Raw genomic sequence first — 16,864 nt, forward strand, 5'->3', positions numbered from 1 at the left:
CAATGCCGGGACAGCATGGCGGTGCCGCGGTAGGCATGCGGTGAAGCATGACCCGGTCGCGCATTCATCCGCTGCCGGCTGCGGCGCAACCTGCGTGGCGGCCTTCAGCCATCGCCGGCCAGCGCGATCCTTACCCGCGAGGCCAGTTCGCCGATGGTGAACGGTTTGCCGATCAAGTGAACCTGCGCATCCAGCACGTTGTTGTCGACCAGCGCGTTGCGGCTGTTGCCGGTGGCGAACAGCACCTTCAGCTGCGGATGGCGCGCGCGTGCCTGCTCGGCCAGCTGCCGTCCATTGACCTCGGGCATCACCACGTCGGTAAACAACAGCGCGACCTCTGGATGGGCCTGCAGCAGCGCCAAGGCGCTGGCGGCGCCATCTGCGGCCAGTACCCGATAGCCGAGTTCAGTGAGGGCATCGACCGAGAACGCGCGGACGGCCGCATCATCGTCCACGACGAGAATGTGCTCGCGCCCACCGTGCAGGGCCGGCGCATCGTCATCCGATGCGGCAGCGGGCATGTCGACGTCGGCCAGCAGCCGCGGCAGGTAGACCTGTACCCGCGTCCCTTTGCCGGGCGCGGAATCGAGTTTCACATGCCCGGCCGATTGCTGGACGAAGCCATACACCTGCGACAGCCCGAGCCCGGTGCCCTGGCCGACCTGCTTGGTGGTGAAGAACGGATCGAACGCGCGCGCCATCACCTCCGGCGTCATCCCGTTGCCGTCGTCGGTCACCGCGATCACGACGTAGTCCCCTGCAGGCACGCCCGCATGCGCCGATGCGGTGTCGAGGTCGACGCGCTGGTTGCGGGTCTCGATCTTCAATCGGCCGCCGGAGGGCATCGCATCGCGCGCGTTGACCGCCAGGTTCAGGACCACGTTCTCCAGCTGGTTGGCGTCGGCATGGGTCCACCACAGGCCCGCGCCGAGTGCGGTTTCAAGGATGATGCTGCTGCCAAGGGAATGCACCAGCAGGTCGGTCATGCCGGCCACCAGGCGGTTGGCATCCATCGCCACCGGCTGCAGCGGTTGCTGGCGCGAGAACGCAAGCAGGCGCTGGGTCAGCTGGGCGGCGCGCTGCGCGCCATCAAGGGCCATTTCAATGTACCGGCTGGCGCGCGCGTCGCTGTCGCCGAGGCGCAGCGCCAGCAGGTCGAGCGGCCCGATCACCGTCGCCAGCATGTTGTTGAAGTCATGGGCGATACCACCGGTCAGCTGGCCGACCGCCTCCATCTTGCGGCTCTGCCGAAGCGCCTCTTCCACCCGCAGGCGCTCGGCGACTTCGGCCCGAACACGTGCCTCCAGCTGCCCGTTCAGCTCCTGCAGGCGCGCGTCGGCGGCCTTCCGCGCGGTGATGTCGATGGCCACGCCCAGCACGCGCACGCACCTGCCGAACTCGAAGATGCCGCGGCCCTTGGCGGCGACCCAGCGGACGATGCCATCCTCCTTGCCGACGGTGCGGTACTCCACGTCATAGGTCTCGCGCCGCTCGGGATCGCAGGCGGCGGCGAACGCGGCCAGGGTTGCCGCGCGGTCGTCCGGGTGCAGCCCGGCACGGAAGTCGTCCATGGTCACCGAAGCACCGGCGGAGATGCCGAACATGGCCTTGGTGCGCGCCGGCCAGATCAGCACGTCCTGCACCATGTCCACGTCCCAGAACCCTTGCTCGCCTGCTTCGGTGGCCAGCCGCAGGCGCTCTTCGCTGTCGGCCAGCGCCGCTTCGGCGGCCTTCCGACCGGAGAGATCCAGCATGGCCCCGATCATCCGCAGCGGGGTGCCATCGGCGTCGCGCAGGACCGTTCCGCGATCCAGCACCGACGCATAACTGCCATCCGCGCGCTGGAAACGGTACTCGTCCGTCCAGCCGCTGCCGTTCCCGTCTATCACGGCGTGGATGCCGTGATCGATACGCGCGCGGTCATCGGGGTGGATGTGCTGCAGCCACCATTGCGCGGTCGTGTTCTTTTCCGTGTGGCCGAACAGGCTGGCCAGCGCTTCGTTCCAGATCACCTGGCCATCGGCGATGCGCCAATCCCAGATGGCATCGTTGGTGGCCTGTGCGGCCAGCCGGTAGCGTTCTTCGATATCGCGACGCTCGGCTTCGGCGGCCTTGCGGTCGGTGATGTCCAGCGACGTACCGACCAGGCCGATCACGGCGCCATCGGCGTCGCGCAGCGGCGATTTGGTCGACAGCCACCAGGCCCGGCGACCATCGGGGAAGCTCACTTCCTCCTCCAGCTGCTCGCTGTTGCCGCTGGACATGATGCGCTCGTCGGTCGCCATCACCGACGCCGCCTGGGCGGGGTCGCCCAACAGCTCGGCATCGGTGCGCCCGATATATTCTCCCGGCGGCAGGCCGATCAGCTCGGTGGTGCCGTGGTTGCCGATCAGCAGCCGGCCTTGCCGGTCCTTGGCATACATCACGCCCGGTGCCGCCTCCACGAACGAGCGCAGCAGCGCCTGCGCCTGGTCGCGCTCGGCCTCGACGCGCAGGCGCTCATCGATGTCGATCAGCACGCCCGGGAAACCCAGCGCGCGGCCCTGGGCATCCATATCGACCCTGCCGATGCTTTCCAGCCAGTGATAGCTGCCATCGGTGGCGCGCGCGCGGTACTGGTGGGCAAAGCGCCCGCCCGTCTGCACGGTCTGCTCAATCGCCGCCGACAGCGCGGGCAGGTCATCGGGATGCACGGCGCCCAGTACGTCCTGCAGGTGCAGTTTCCGCTGCGCCATTGCCGGGTCCAGGCCGAAGGCGCGGGCCAGGGCTTCATCGACCGTGAGCTGGTCGGCCTGGACGTCCCAGAACCAGGTGCCGACGATGGCCCCGGCGGCCAGTGCCATGTTGACGCTGTCGGTGGCCCGGCTGTCGCGGGTGGCAAATGAGGGCAGGGACGTCACGTTGATCTCGAGCGGGAGGAGGGGTGCTGCGCCAGCGTGGCGGGATCAGCACGGGCGAAGGGGCGCAAGTCTAGGCAGCGCCGCGTCACGGCTGCGTGGTGCCGGTGCCCGACGGTGAGCAGGCTACACTGCCGCTCCCATCCCGGCAGGGAACATCGATGTCCGCAGCAGAAGCCGGCGAGGCCTTTCGCCAGAGAGCGCTGCATGAGTGTGCCGCGATCGCTGCGGCGTTGTCGTCGGCATCCGACCCGCACCCGGCCATCCATTCCGCGCGCAAGGCCATCCGCCGATTGCGGTCCCTGTTGGCGCTGCTGGAGCACGCAGCGCTGGACGTCGAGGCTGCCGACCTGGGATTGAAGCGCCTGGGTGATGGCCTGTCCCGCCTCCGTGATGCGCATGTGGTGGTCGAGGTCGCCCGGCAACTGCAGGAGCGGGTTGCCGATCCGCGATGGAACGGCGTCATCCGGATGCTGGTCCTGCGTCGTGAGGGGCTGCTGCAGGCGACCCTGCAGCGTGACCCGGGGTTTGCACGCCGCCTGCGTGTCCTGGCAGCGGTGCAGCAGCAGTTGGCGGTCCAACCCTGGCATCAGCTGCGGCGTGGCCCGCTGCGCCAGAATCTTGAGCGTAGCTGGCGCCGCGTGGACAAGGCTGCCGCACGGGCGAAACGCGACGGCGGTGCCGCGGCGGTCCACCGCTGGCGCCGACGCGTGCGCAGGCTGCGCATGCAACTGGATATCGCCTGCGACCTGCAGCTGCACGTGCCGCACAGCAGGCCGGTGCACGCCCCGGGGCATCGTTACAAGGCGCTGCATCGGCTCAGCGACGAGCTTGGCCGGCAGCAGGACCTGCGGCTGCTGCGCAACCTGGTGCGGGCGATGCCTGCCAGTGACGGCAAGCGCTCAGTGATGCAGCAGATCAACGGAGAGGTGGCGCCGGACTGAATCGAGGGGCATCGGGACGTACGGCCACCTGACGTTCCAGTTTGCTTCGAAGGCTGGGAGGGTCCCAGCCCCCGAAGCGCTGGCGGAGCGTTCAATCGTCTCCGCTGCTCACCCGCGCTACCCGCTTTCGATACTCATACACGTTGTCGCCGCGGATCCGCTTTTCCTGCGTGCCCGAGATCGAATCGACCCGGCGATCCGAGCCGGTCACCGGCTTGGCATCGATCTCGGTCTCGTGCTCGAACGAATGCGATTTGTCGGTATTGCGGTAGAAGCGGTACAGCGCCCAGTACAGCGCAGTTGCGCCGGCCGGGCCTGCGGCCAACAACCAAAGACCACTGTCATCACTCATGTGCTGGCCACCAGGAAGGCAATTGCGAGGGCTTCGATGATCGTACCTGCGGTCAGCGCCGCCAGCAGCATCTTCCACTGCTGCACCGGCACGCTGCCCATGGTTTCACCGGTCCGGCCGTTCACCGCGATGTAGTGCAGCATGCCGCCGTTCCTGCCGGGCTGGTGGTACGAATACAGCCACACCGGCAGGTACATGGCCACCCAGCGGGTGCCGTGCACTTCCAGTTGCTCCTGTTCCCAGCGCACGCCACGGTCGTAACGGCGCACCGTGCCTTCCACCTGCGCGCGGGCGATCGACAGCAGCTGGTCTTCCAGGCGCGGCCGCAGCTTTTCGACGTCCAGGTTGCGCTTTTCCGAAGTGAACCCGGCCAGGTACGAGGCGTTCCACTTCACCGCGTTCTTGGTGTCGAACGGCAGAATCGTGTTGATGATGTTGTTGGTGTTGGCGCGCGTGTCCAGGTTGCCGCGCTCGGCAGAGGATTCCAGCGGCAGGTCGTCCACGGTGAAATCGACCTGGCGTTCCACCTGGTAGATATCCGCGTCGTAGTAGGTCTGCTTGTTCTTCTCGGTGCCACGGGTGTACTCGCGGGTCTTGATCTCACCCTTGCCAGCCACCGCTGCGCTGACATTGCCGTCGACGATCATGTAGGGCAGGTACACGCCCACCACGTTCTCCGGGGTGAACTGTTCCTTGAACGCCTTGAGCGCGAACATCCGGCGCTTGTCGACGAACTGGCGGATGCGCGCGACCGCATCCTCCTTCTTGATATGGAACGGCAGCACGGCGTCGGGCACCGCGCCGTTGGCGATCTGTTCGTTCACGCCGAACACATGCCGGCACCAGTGGCAGCGCGCCGTCATCGTGCTTTCGGTGTTGACCGTGACTTCGGCGCCGCAACCGGTGCACTTGAAGGTCATCAGTGCCGAGGTGTCGGCATCGATATCGCGTGCGCCCGATGCGATGACGGTGCCACGCAGCTGGTCGATGGCTTCGCCCAGCCCGAATTCCTCCTCCACCCGCGCGCCATGCCATTGGTGACGGCAGTACAGGCAGACCAGGATGTCGGTGCCCAGCTTGGGCCGTATGTCGGTGGCGCCGCACTTGGGGCAGCGGTTGAGGCCGTCTTTCAGTTCGGCCGCAGCGGTGTCGATGGCGACCGGGTCGGGCGCCTCGACTTCGTTGCGGATGGCCTCAGGCAGCTTGGAAGTATCCAGCGGGAAGCTGCCGGGCAGGGGAGGGACATCCTGCGGCGAACCGGGGCCGTCCAGCACCGCCGCCGGCAGGGGCGGGGGTGCTGAAGCGGAACCGGGCAGCGGCGGAGGCGTGTTTCTGGGATCGGACATGGTGGTTGCGCGTCCTGCGTCTTCTTACAGTCCCAGCGCCTTGGCCTTCAGCGCGTCGTAGTCGGTCTGGGTGATGAGGCCCAGGTCGAGCAATTCCTTGGCCTTCTTCAGCTTGGCCACCGGATCGTCGGCGGCAGGGGCGGCCGGGGTTGCCGGCTGCTGCAGGTTGCCCGCGCCGAACATGCCCGATGCCATGCCCACGCCGACAAGCCCGGCGGCACCGCCGTTCTCACCGGCGGACTGGATGCCCTGGGCGACGCTGGCCTGCAGGTTGGAATTGCCACGCGAGCCGGACAGCGCATCGGCGCGCTGCACGGTCTTCAGCAGCTCGCGGGTGTTGGCGTCGTACTCGATCGAGACGATGGCGGTCTTGACGATGGCCAGGCCACGATCGGACTTCCACTGGTAGCCCTGTTCGACGGCGGCCGACAGGCTCTGCGCAAAGCCCAGCGAATCCTGCTGCAGCTTGGTGATGCGGTTGCCCTTGCCCGGATCGTTGGTGTACAGGCTGAACGCCGGCGCCAGCGAACCCACCACTTCATTGAACAGCTGGCTGGCAGCAGCATTGTCCAGGTCGGTGAAGTCGAACACCTGGCCCGGCCGCAGGTAGCTGGCCGGAACGAAGTTCTTCACGAACAGGATCGGGTCGACGATCTTCAGCGTGTACGAACCGCGGGTGACCGCGCCGACCTGGGTGTTGAGGAAACCGTCGTCCCAGTAGATCTCCGACTGGGTGCCGAAGCGGTTGTCCGGCAGTTCCTTCAGCGAAACAAAGAAGGCGGCCTGCTGCGAGCCCGGCTGGCCGCCGAACTTGAAGCGCTCCCAGCTCTGCTTGATGAAGGTGCTGACCAGGCCGTCGCCGGCGAAGATCGACTGCGAGTTCAGATCGTCCGAGCGCCATTCGTAGCCACCCGGCTCGGCCACGAAGGCAGTGATCGCGCCATCCTGCAACAGCAGCAGGCCGTAGCCCTCGGGCACGACGATCTTCGAACCGTTGCTGATGATGTTGGAGGAGCCGCTGGTGTTCGAACCGCGCCCGGCATTGGTGCCCTGCGGCACCGCCGCGAACAGGGCTGCCGTGGATGGCAGGCCGGTCGGCACGGTGTAGAAGTCCTTCCACTGGTCGGCCAGCACACCGCCGACTGCACCCTTCACCGCTTGTACCAGACCCATGACCCACTCCCTGTAGTTGCCGGACAGGCACCACGCCTGTCGTGCTCGGCTGACTATAGAGGAGGCAGGCTGCATGCGGCTAGCGGCCGGGTGGACCCCCATTCATCTCGCGTCACAGGCCAGGCTGCGGTTGATCAGGCCTGGCCGATCAGCGGCACCCCGTTCCGGAGCCCATCGCCGCGATGCGACAGTCCGGCCTGGGCACGGCCCCGCAGCGGATCAAGCCTGCACAGTGCTGGCAACCCGGGGTTCCGGAGCCGGTGCCGATGATTGCTCCATCACACATTCCAGGCCTGAAGCATCTGTGTCCAGCAGGCAGGTGGCGAACAGCAGGAAGCGATAGGCATCGGTGAAATTCGATCCCAGCCCGAACGAAATCCTGACCGCACCGCAATCACCCTTCTCCAGGATCTTCTCGTCGAATGTGGTGCAGTCGAGAATCTTCCCGGTCTTGTCCAGTTCACAGTGCTCGGCGCCTGCGGTCGCGTAGGTCGCCTGCTGGACGGCGCCCAGGTTGCAGAAGCAGCCATTGCGCAGGGTGATGCCGAACCGGTCTGCGGCGCGCTTGACGCGGGCGTGCGGCAGGATGGAGCCATAGCAGTCGAAGAAGTTCAGCATCAGCGTCGCGCCCCGCTGCGCAGCGGGCGGGCCATAGATCCGGCACAGCGGCAACGCGCCGCCGATGTGGTGGCGAAGCGATGACAGCTGCGCCTGCAGCCACTCGGCCAACGCACGCGAGCGCAACGCGACCGCTTCCACTCCGCCCAGCGCAGCCACGAATTCAAAGCCTCTGGCGATGGCGGGGAAGGCGGCGTAGTTGGGCGTGCCGACTTCGAATCGCTGGCCCGCATCGCGGTACAGCAGGCGATCGGTGGGTGACCATGGCCCGGAGTAGTAGCACACGCCACCACCGGCAAACGACGGCGGTTTCAGCAGGTCGAGTGCGGCCCGCCGGGCGAGCAGGCAACCTGCGCCGGTGGGGTAACCGAAGATCTTGTAGAACGATGCCACCACGAAATCGGGGTGATGACGGCCGCAGTCAAGCCGGTATTGCGGCACCAGGGCCGCCGCGTCACACAGCACCGTCGCGCCATGCGCCTGTGCCCGCTCGATCCAGGCCAGATCGTGCCGGGCGCCGGTCGCATTGGATTGCGCGGGAAAGGCGAGCAGATGCGGGGCGCCGGGCTGCAGCCGCTGCAACGCGCGCCACATCAGCCCTTCATGCAACAGCAGCTCGTCATCCAGCGGAATGTACTTCACCTGTGCGCCCTTCGCCGTGGCGTACTCGCGCAAGCCGTGTACCGAGGTGTGATTGTCCTTGGTCAGCAGTGCCTGCGACCCGGCCTGGAACGGGAATGACTCGGCCACCAAACGGATTGCGCTGCTGGCATTGGCGGTGAACAGTATTTCGTACTCCTCCGGCGTGGTTCCGAAGAAGGCGTGGATCTGCTCACACGCCCTATGCAGTGCGTCCTGGGATGCTTTCGATCCGCTGTGCGGATTGCCGAGAATCGTCCGCTTGAGTGCCTGGTAATCCTGCTCAAGCAGGCTGTCGGGTGGCAATGCTCCGCCCACGTGATCCAGATAGGTCACCTGTTGCTCATCCAGCCGCGCATACTCCTGCTGGCGCATGGCCTCGACCTGATCATGGGGATAATCGGGGTGGTCGGCGAGGAACTGTGCACGAGCGCTTTCGAAGCCGCGCATCGCGCGCGCATCCTGCTGCAGCGGCAGGTGGAACGCCAGCAGGGGTGAGAAATCCGGCGCCCGGAGGGCGGCCTGCGCTGGAGTGTGTGCAGCATCCACACAGCCGCGCAACAACCAGGCTTCCACCTGGTAACGCCGGTCTGGCACTGCTGCATGGACGGCGTCCAGCATCGCGTCCAGATAGCGCTCCCTGCTGGGGGCGTCGCACTGGTTGAACTCCTCCAGAAGGATGCAGGCGTTGAACAGGAACTCGCGCACATCGGCGTCGCCCATGGCAAACGCGAGGGGCCGCAGTTCAGCCATCTCGCCATCGCGTGGGGAAAGTCCTTCGATCGCGAACGCGCGTGTGATGGGCGACGGGTCGGTCAGGCTCAGGGCTGCATCCATCAGCCGGGAGGGCATGCCGAAGTGCTGCCGGGACTGTTCGCGGGCCAGCTCGAACAGCTGGTTGTAGTGGAATGCCGTGGCGTAGACCCGTCCGCCAGGGCGGAGCACGCGCCTGAACTCGCGGGCGACGCGCGCCTTGTCCGGCGGGAACATCAGGCCGAACCCGCAGACGATGACGTCGAAGCTGGCGTCGGCGAAGGGCAGCTCCGCCATGTCCACGTCGGCAAGGAGGGGCACGTTGCGCTGCACCTCATCGCTCAGCACGCTGCGTGCCACGTTCACGGCGATCGCTGAGAGATCGGTGGCGACCAACCGTAGGCCGAGCGGCCTGCTCAGGTGCTGGTAAAGGTTCGCGGTGATGACCCCGGTGCCGCAGGCGACCTCCAGGACGTCGGACGCGTTGAAACCGGCCCGGATGTCGCCAGCGATCTCCTCGGCCAGCAGCTTTCCGTAGGGACCGAAAATGCGCTGGCTCAATACGCGCTCATAGAACTCCATGAACGTGCTGAGCGACCATTTCCGTTCGGATACAACCTTGCACTGATGCGGCGAGACATCCTGCATGGCACGCTCCCTGTGGCCGGAGGCCGGTGAATCTTCGCCGCCTTTATTGCATGGGAGTAAATGCCTTTAAGTGATATTAATCACATAAAGCGGGATTGATAATCCGTGAAAGGCCGGGCAGCCCTATATTCCCCCATTCATGGGGCAACGGCCGATTCGGCGCTCGCATCATTCTGTTCTGCAGCATCACTTCGCGCGGGCTCAGCGCACCGACTGCGGCACCCGGCGCAGCTTGCCGGTGTCGTAGCCCATTGCCTGGATGCGGGCGACCGCCTGCTGGTAGTCCGCCTCGCTCACCTGCGGCGTGCGCGCCATGTACCACACGTAGTCACGCTTGCTGCGGGCCACGATGGTCTGGGTGTAGCCCTCATCCAGCCAGGCAATCAGGTATTCGGCCTGGATGGGCCAGATGAACTGCATGCCCCAGACCGCACCATTGCCGTGTTTTTCCACACGGCCCACCGGGTGCATCGACTTCTGTGGCGACTGGAAGCTGCCCTTGCGATAGGTGAAAGTGGTCTGGATGCGGCCATCGGCCTGCAGCGCGTAGCTTTCCACCGCGTCGAAGGCCTCGCGCTCGGGCCGGGACGGAATATGGGCGATGACATACCAGTCGCCCATGAAGCGCGGCACGTCCACCTTCGGAGGCAGCGGGATGGGGCGGGTGTCGTGGCTGCTGCAGCCTGCGCCGAACAGGGCAACGGCCAGCAGCGGGAACAGCGATGCGATACGCATGAGGGCGGTCTCCTTCAGCGCGGGCGGAACAGGTAGTGGGCGACCAGCCATTGCTGGCCGTCGTCGTAGCCGAACAATTCGGCGCAGGCCATCCAGAACATGCGCCAGCGCTGCCACCAGATGCGTGCGGCCGCTTCGTCGCCATAGGTCTGTGCCAGCACCGGCAGCAGCTGTTCACGGGCGGCATCCTGGTTGGCCAGCCAATGGTTGGCCGTGCGCTGATAGTGCGTGCCGTCCAGCAGCCAGCGCTGGTCCAGCACCAGGTCGCGCTGGAAGTGCAGCAGCGTGTCCGCTGCCGGCATCAGGCCGCCGGTGAAGAAGTGCCGGCCCATCCAGTTGTCGTCGCCCTCGGTCTCGAACGGATACATCAGCGTGCGATGGGCGAAAATGTGCACGAACAGCGCACCGTCCGGCTTCAGCCAGCGGGCAATGCGGCCCAGCAGGCGGTCGTAGTTGCGGACATGCTCGAACATCTCCACCGACACGCAGCGATCAAATGCAGCGGCAGGCAGGTCCAGCTGGTTGACGTCCCGGGTGAGTACCTCGACGTTGCCGAACCCGCGCGCCTCGCACTGCGCCAGGATATGGCTGCGCTGGCTGTGCGAGTTGGAGACGGCGGTGATGCGCGCGTTCGGGTAGCGCTCGGCCATCCACAGCGTCAGCGAGCCCCAGCCGCAGCCCAGCTCAAGAATGGCCTGGCCGTCGGCCAATCCGGCGCGCTGCCCGTACAGCTCCAGCATCGCATCCTCGGCTTGGTCCAGCGTCTCGCGGCCGGTGCGGTAGTAGCAGCTGCTGTACTTCAGGCGATGCCCCAGGCAGCCCTGGAAGAAGGCGGCAGGCACCTCGTAATGCTGGCGGTTGGCCGCATCCACGTGCAGTGCCAGTGGGCTGCCAGCGAGCTCGGCGATACGGCGGCTGAAGCGCTGGGCCTGCTCCTCCATGCTGCCGCTCGACTCCTCGGCCAGGCGTTGCGCACACAGGCGGCGTATGCCCGCGCGCAGCGCCGCATCGGGCAGCCAGCCACGCTCGGCCCAGCCGGTAAGGCCGGCTTCCGTATCGGCAACCGGAGCAAGGGACGGGGTGCTGTTCATCGGGATCACTCCTTGGGGCTGCGCGGAAACCAGGGGAAGAACATCGGGGTACTGCGCTGGTAGTCGCGATAGTCATCGCCTCGACTGCGCAGCGCCTGTTTCTCGGTGAAGGGAACGCCACTGAGGTAGCGCAGGAACACGTACATCAGCACCGGCCCGGACCAGGCCAGCCACCACAAGGGTGAGCCGGCTGCCAGCAGTACATAGGTGAACCAGTGCAGCCACTCGAAGAAGTAATTGGGATGGCGCGTGTACCGCCACAGTCCTTGGCGGCAGGTCCGGCCCCTGTTCGCCGGGTCGGCACGAAAGCGTGCCAGCTGACGGTCGGCCAGTGCTTCGCCGCCCACGCTGAGCAGCCACACGACGACCGCCGCTGCGATCCAGCCAGGCATGTCGCTGTGGGGATTGCCGGCCACGGCCGTGAACGGCAGCGCAAACAGCACCACCAACAGCGCCTGCGCCATGAAGAAGCCGAAGATCCTGCCCTGGTGGCCGTGCCAGTGTTCGCGCAGATAGCGGTAGCGACCGTCTTCTTCCTCGCTGCGTACGCGGCGCCACAGATGCAGGGCGAGACGACTTCCCCACAGGCCACCGAGCACGGCCAGTGCGATGCGTGGCTGCAGCGCGCCATCGCCCAGCCATGCAAGCAGCAGCGCGCCTGCCGCCACGCCCTTTGCCCACAGGACATCGACGATGCCGATGTTGCGGTGCCTGCGCTGCCAGGTCCAACCCCAGGCCATGATCAGCACGGCGTACAGCAGTACCCACCACAGAATGCTCATCAGGCTGCTCCGATCAATGGGGTGTCACGATTGCTGGGCGTTCCGCGACGGGCGACGGCGCACAGCAGCGACAGTGCCACGCACCAGCCCAGCGCCAGTGTTGCCACGCCCAGCCAGGCCGGGGCGGTGAAATGTACGGCCTGGAAACCCCGCGCCGCGGACAGATACGCCAGCGGCGCCAGCAGGCCCAGGGCCACCGGCAGCATCCAGTGCCGCTGCAGGAACGCCATCGACGCCGTCAGCGTCATCGCAAAGGCCGCCCACAGCGCGAAAATCCACGGTGGCGGCACCCATCCAAGCGGTGCGGCGGCGTACTGCACGGCACCGCTGGCTGCAGCGCTGCCATCCACCAGCCAGGCACACCCCAGCGCGAGCAACAGCAGGCGCAGCTCCAGGCGTGGCCGCGTCGAGGCAAGCAACTGGCTGCCGACATAGAGTGTGGCCGACAGCAGGGCCGGCCATTGCCAGCCGCGGCCGGCTCCGGCAACGGCGCACAGCCATACCAGCTGGTTGCCGATTACGTTGACCCAGGTGCGGCGCATGTCAGCCGGCCCGTTGGCCATGGACGTCCGTTTCGGGACGGTAGCCCGGGCGTGCCAGCAGCAGATGGGACACGCCGATCGAGCGCTCCAGGAAGCCGCCCTCGCAGTAGGCTAGATAGAACTCCCACAGCCTGCAGAAGCGGTCATCGAAACCCTGCGCACGTACCGCCGGCAACTGCGCGAGGAAGCGCTGCCGCCAGGCGCGCAGGGTGAGGGCATAGGAGTGGCCGAAATCCTGCTGGGCGATCAGCTGCAGGTCGCAGGCCCGGGTCTTGGCGGCCAGGATGGCGTTGATCGAGGGGATGAAACTGCCGGGGAACACGAAGCGCTTGATGTAGTCCACGCTGCGACGCGCCTGTTCGTAGCGCTGGTCCTCGATGGTGATGACCTGCAGCAGGGCCACGCCATCGGGCTTCAGCAGCCGCTGCAGGGTGGCCATGTAGGTGTCCAGATACTCGGCACCGATGGCCTCGATCATCTCGATCGACACCAGCTTGTCGAACTGACCCTGCAAATCACGGTAGTCCTGCATCAGCAGGGTCACGCGCTCCTGCAGGCCCGCCTCGGCCACACGCTGGGCGGCAAGCGCGTGCTGTTCGGCGGAGATGGTGGTGGTGGTCACATGGCAGCCGTAGTGCTGGGCGGCATGCAGGGCGAACCCGCCCCAGCCGGTACCGATCTCGACGACGCGATCACCGGGTTGCAGCTGCAGCTGCTGGCAGATGCGGTCCAGCTTGCGGCGCGAGGCGGTTTCCAGCGAGTCGCCGGCATCGCTGAACACCGCCGAGGAGTACATCAGGTCCGGCGACAGGAACAGCGCGAAGAAGTCATTGCCCAGATCGTAGTGGGCGGCGATGTTGCGGCGACTGCCTTCGCGGCTGTTGCGCCGCAGGCGGTTCCAGCCGCGCAGCAGCCAGCCACCGATGCGCGCCGGCCCGCGTTCCATGCCGTCCAGCAGGTCGCGGTTGCGTACCAGCAGCCGCACCAGGGCCACCAGGTCATCGCAGCGCCAATCGCCGTGGATGTAGCTCTCACCCGCGCCGACGCTGCCCTGCGCGGCCACCTTGCGGTAGAACGCCATATCGCTGATGGTCACCGTGGCCTGCAGTGCGCCCGCACGATCACCGAGGATGACCTCGCCCAAGGGGTCGCGTACCCGCAGCCCGCCTTCGCGCAGCGGCGCCAGTACCGCCAGCAGCCTCCGGCGCAGGAATACGTCCACCGCGCCGGGGCGGGGCAGGGCAACGGAAGGATTCAGCTCGTTCATCGCGGTTTCTCGGCAAGAGCGGGGTGGTCATGCACGGGATTGCGCTTCAGCCACAGGCGCAGTGCCTGCCAGTGGATGGCGGCTACCACCTGCACGGTCATCAACGGGTAGAACGCCAGTACCCGGGCCAGGCCGTGGCCATCAAGCTGGCGTCGCTGCATGGCCTGGGTGGCATCGAACTGCCGGACACCGTCGCGCCAGACCTGCATATGTACGCGCAGATCATCGCCGGGCGCGGTGAAGCGCCAGTCGTAGCGGCAATCCATTGGCATGAAGGGGGAAACGTGGAAGGCTTTGTCGAACTGCCAGCGCAGGGCACGCCCCTGCGGCTGTGCGCTTTCAACAGGCAGAACATAGGCGTGCCGTTCCTTCCACGGCGTGCTGGTGATGTCGGCGACGATGCAGTCCAGGGTGCTGCCGTCGGCCCGGTAGCAGTAATAGAAGCTGACCGGATTGAACACGTGGCCACCGAAGCGCAGGTGCGCCAACAGCCGCACCGGGCCGTCCGGGCGCCGCCCCAGCACGGTCGCGGCATGGTCACGCACGGCGTCTGCAAGCGATGTCCTGGGATCGCCGAGATAGTCGCTGCGGCGGAACTCTGCCAGGTTGCGGCGCCCGACCGACCACAGCCAGCGCCCGGCAAATACCTGGTCCAACTCGTCCAGGTCCAGCAGCAGCTGCGCGATGGGGTAGCGGAAGGCATGCGGATGCGGATGGTGCCGGCGGTGCACCACCTGCCCGAAGTAGAGGGCGCTGGCGCTCATGCAGCCACCTCCACCTGCAGGGGAGGCGGCGCGCCGGCGTCGCGCATCTGCAGTGCATCCACAACGCGGCGGGCACTGCGGATTCCATCTTCATGGAAGCCCCAGCCCCAGTACGCACCCGCAAACCAGGTATGCCGCCGGCCCTGCAGTTCGGCCCAGCGCCGCTGCGCGTCCACCGCAGCCGGATCATGCACCGGATGCGCGTAGTGCAGTCGGCGCAGCACCTTGGCCGGGTCGATGGCCTCGCTGCGGTTGAGGGTCACCACCAGCGGCGTATCACCGGGCAGCCCCTGCAACAGGTTCATGCAGTAGCTGACCGTGCAGGGTGCGGTAGGGTCGCGCGGTACATGCGCGTTCCAGGCCGCCCACGCCTTGCGGTTGGCGGGCAACAGGGAGGCGTCGGTGTGCAGTACGGCCTCGTTGGGTTGGTAGCGGATCGCGCCGAGCACCGCATGCTCTATCGGATCGGCGTCGGCCAGCAGGGCAAGGGCCTGGTCGCTATGGCAGGCCAGGATCACTTCATCGAAGCCTTCAATGCCGGTTGCGGTGTGTACGCGTGCCCCCCAGGGCATGCGCTCGACCGCATGCACCGGGCATTCCAGCCGCTCATGCACCCGCCAGCGCGCACGCAGGGCGTCCACGTAGCGCGCCGAGCCGCCCTTGACCACGCGCCAGGGCGCGCGCCCGGTCATCTGCAGCATCTGGTGATTGGCCATGAACTGCACCAGGTAACGCGCCGGGAAGTCCAGCACCTGCGCGGTCGGCGAGGACCACAGCGCCGAGGCCATCGGCAGCAGATGCTCCTGCACGAACGCTTCGCCATAGCGCTGGCTGTGCAGGTACTGGCCCAGCGTGGGGCCCTGCTCCTCGCCCAGCAGCAGGGGCGCGTCGCGATAGAAGCGCCGCAGGTCGGCCAGCATTCCCCAGAAACGCGGCGAGAGCAGGTTGCGGCGCTGGCAGAACAGGCCATCGAGCGATGTGGCGTTGTACTCCACGCCGCTGCGCTCGCTGTGCATCGAGAAACTCATCGTGGTGGGCTGCGAGTCCACGCCAAGTTCGTCGAACAACGCCGACAGCAGCGGGTAATGGTGCGGATTGAAGACGATGAACCCGGTGTCGACCGCCATCCTGCGGCCGTCCACTGTCACCTCGTGGGTGTGGGTGTGGCCGCCCAGATAGTCGTTGGCCTCGAACAGGGTGACGTCATGCTCGCCGTCCAGCCACCACGCACTGGCCAGACCCGCGATGCCGGAACCGATGACCGCGATACGCATGTCAGTGCCTCGCCTTGGCCAGTACCCAGGCCGGGATCGGCTTGAGGCCCTTCACCAGCCCCAGCGCAGCCATTGCGCGCAGGCCATACCAGCTGATGTCGATCTCCCACCAGCGGAAGCCCTGGCGGGCGGTGCCGGGAAAGAAGTGATGGTTGTTGTGCCAGCCTTCGCCGAAGGTCAGCAGCGCCAGCCAGAGGTTGTTGCGGCTGTCATCACGGGTCTCGAAGCGGCGCCGGCCGAATCGGTGCGCCAGCGAATTGATGGTGACCGTGGCGTGGAACAACACCACGGTGGAGATGAAGAAGCCCCAGACCAGCAGCTGCGGGCCGGAGGTATGCAGGCCTGGCGCCACACGCTCGAGCACCGCACCCACACCATACAGCGCAGCGGCCAGCAGCACCGGAACCACGGTGTCGAACCGATCCAGCCAGCGCAGCTCGGGGTAGCGGGCCAGATCGGGAATGCGCTGCAGATCGGTGGCAAAGGCGCTACGGGTGAGGAACCAACCCATATGGCTGCGCCAGAACCCGCCCTGGCGCGGGGAATGCGGGTCCTGCGGTTGATCGGCGTGGCGGTGGTGGTGGCGGTGGTGCGCTGCCCACCAGAGCGGGCCACGCTGCACGCTGGCGGCGCCGATGACCGCGAACACGAACTGCACGGTGCGCGACGCCTCGAACGTCCGGTGCGAGAAGTAGCGGTGATAGAACGCGGTGATGGCGAACATCCTGATCGCGTACAGGAACGCTGCGACGGCAACCGCTGTCCAGGACACGCCCACCCAGATCACCCCGAGGCAGGCCACGTGCAGCAGCGCGAAGGGCAGGGCGCGCAGCCAGTCGATGCGGTCACCCTGGCTGCCGTCGATCGCCGCTTCGCTTCCGGCATCGGTGTCGAACCAGCGCTGGAAGGTGCGCAACAGGCGCGAACGTCTGCGGAGTGGAGGCGCTGCGGATGCCATGGACGGAAGCCCGAGGGAGTCGATTGCCTACCTCTACGCGTTGCAGTGCAGGTTGGATGCAGTGGATTGCAGCTGACTGCA

Annotated in this window: 14 protein-coding genes; 1 reads left to right on the plus strand and 13 read right to left on the minus strand. The window is 66.7% G+C overall.

Annotated features, from left to right (window positions below):
- Positions 1-104: 104 nt before the first annotated feature.
- Complete coding sequence (locus ABIA73_RS01475) at positions 105-2,900, minus strand: PAS domain-containing hybrid sensor histidine kinase/response regulator (RefSeq protein ID WP_354275305.1); 2,796 nt, start codon at positions 2,898-2,900, stop codon at positions 105-107.
- 158 nt (positions 2,901-3,058) lie between these two features.
- Between ABIA73_RS01475 and ABIA73_RS01480 the strand changes: the two genes are divergently transcribed.
- Entirely contained in the window at positions 3,059-3,841 is a 783-nt protein-coding gene (locus ABIA73_RS01480; RefSeq protein ID WP_354275306.1) for a CHAD domain-containing protein, read from the plus strand.
- 91 nt (positions 3,842-3,932) lie between these two features.
- On the opposite strand, the gene ABIA73_RS01485 is transcribed toward ABIA73_RS01480, so the two are convergent.
- The 12 genes from ABIA73_RS01485 to ABIA73_RS01540 form a co-directional block, all read right to left on the minus strand.
- Positions 3,933-4,193: a hypothetical protein gene (locus ABIA73_RS01485; protein ID WP_025874461.1), complete on the minus strand. Its 261-nt coding sequence runs from the start codon at positions 4,191-4,193 to the stop codon at positions 3,933-3,935.
- Positions 4,190-5,539: a membrane protein gene (locus ABIA73_RS01490; RefSeq protein ID WP_032974658.1), complete on the minus strand. Its 1,350-nt coding sequence runs from the start codon at positions 5,537-5,539 to the stop codon at positions 4,190-4,192. Before ABIA73_RS01490 ends, ABIA73_RS01485 begins: the two co-directional genes overlap by 4 nt.
- Positions 5,540-5,563: 24 nt before the next feature.
- A complete protein-coding gene (locus ABIA73_RS01495) occupies positions 5,564-6,712 on the minus strand; it encodes an SPFH domain-containing protein (RefSeq protein ID WP_354275307.1) in 1,149 nt (382 codons plus the stop codon).
- Positions 6,713-6,931: 219 nt separating this feature from the next.
- Positions 6,932-9,370, minus strand: a complete 2,439-nt coding sequence (locus ABIA73_RS01500) for an aminotransferase class V-fold PLP-dependent enzyme (RefSeq protein WP_354275308.1) — start codon at positions 9,368-9,370, stop codon at positions 6,932-6,934.
- 201 nt (positions 9,371-9,571) lie between these two features.
- The gene (locus ABIA73_RS01505; protein WP_032974662.1) at positions 9,572-10,105 is read right to left on the minus strand and encodes a lipocalin family protein; all 534 of its coding nucleotides are present in this window, start codon (positions 10,103-10,105) and stop codon (positions 9,572-9,574) included.
- A gap of 14 nt (positions 10,106-10,119) precedes the next feature.
- Positions 10,120-11,196, minus strand: coding sequence for an SAM-dependent methyltransferase (locus ABIA73_RS01510; RefSeq protein ID WP_080148694.1), 1,077 nt, complete (start codon positions 11,194-11,196; stop codon positions 10,120-10,122).
- 5 nt (positions 11,197-11,201) lie between these two features.
- A complete protein-coding gene (locus ABIA73_RS01515) occupies positions 11,202-11,978 on the minus strand; it encodes a DUF1295 domain-containing protein (protein ID WP_099784220.1) in 777 nt (258 codons plus the stop codon).
- Positions 11,978-12,520 carry a DUF2878 domain-containing protein gene (locus ABIA73_RS01520; protein WP_025874468.1) on the minus strand — a complete coding sequence of 181 codons (543 nt, stop codon included), beginning with the start codon at positions 12,518-12,520 and terminating at the stop codon, positions 11,978-11,980. The genes ABIA73_RS01515 and ABIA73_RS01520 overlap by 1 nt, the downstream gene beginning before the upstream one ends.
- A gap of 1 nt (position 12,521) precedes the next feature.
- A complete protein-coding gene (locus ABIA73_RS01525; RefSeq protein ID WP_354275309.1) occupies positions 12,522-13,787 on the minus strand; it encodes a class I SAM-dependent methyltransferase in 1,266 nt (421 codons plus the stop codon).
- A complete protein-coding gene (locus ABIA73_RS01530) occupies positions 13,784-14,551 on the minus strand; it encodes a DUF1365 domain-containing protein (RefSeq protein ID WP_354275310.1) in 768 nt (255 codons plus the stop codon). The genes ABIA73_RS01525 and ABIA73_RS01530 overlap by 4 nt, the downstream gene beginning before the upstream one ends.
- Entirely contained in the window at positions 14,548-15,825 is a 1,278-nt protein-coding gene (locus ABIA73_RS01535) for an NAD(P)/FAD-dependent oxidoreductase (protein ID WP_025874471.1), read from the minus strand. Before ABIA73_RS01535 ends, ABIA73_RS01530 begins: the two co-directional genes overlap by 4 nt.
- A 1-nt stretch (position 15,826) precedes the next feature.
- On the minus strand, positions 15,827-16,783 hold the full coding sequence (locus ABIA73_RS01540) for an acyl-CoA desaturase (RefSeq protein ID WP_354275311.1): 957 nt from the start codon (positions 16,781-16,783) through the stop codon (positions 15,827-15,829).
- Positions 16,784-16,864: the final 81 nt, after the last annotated feature.

The sequence above is a fragment of the Stenotrophomonas sp. 2694 genome (assembly GCF_040548715.1).
GTDB classification, from domain to species: Bacteria; Pseudomonadota; Gammaproteobacteria; order Xanthomonadales; family Xanthomonadaceae; genus Stenotrophomonas; species Stenotrophomonas indicatrix.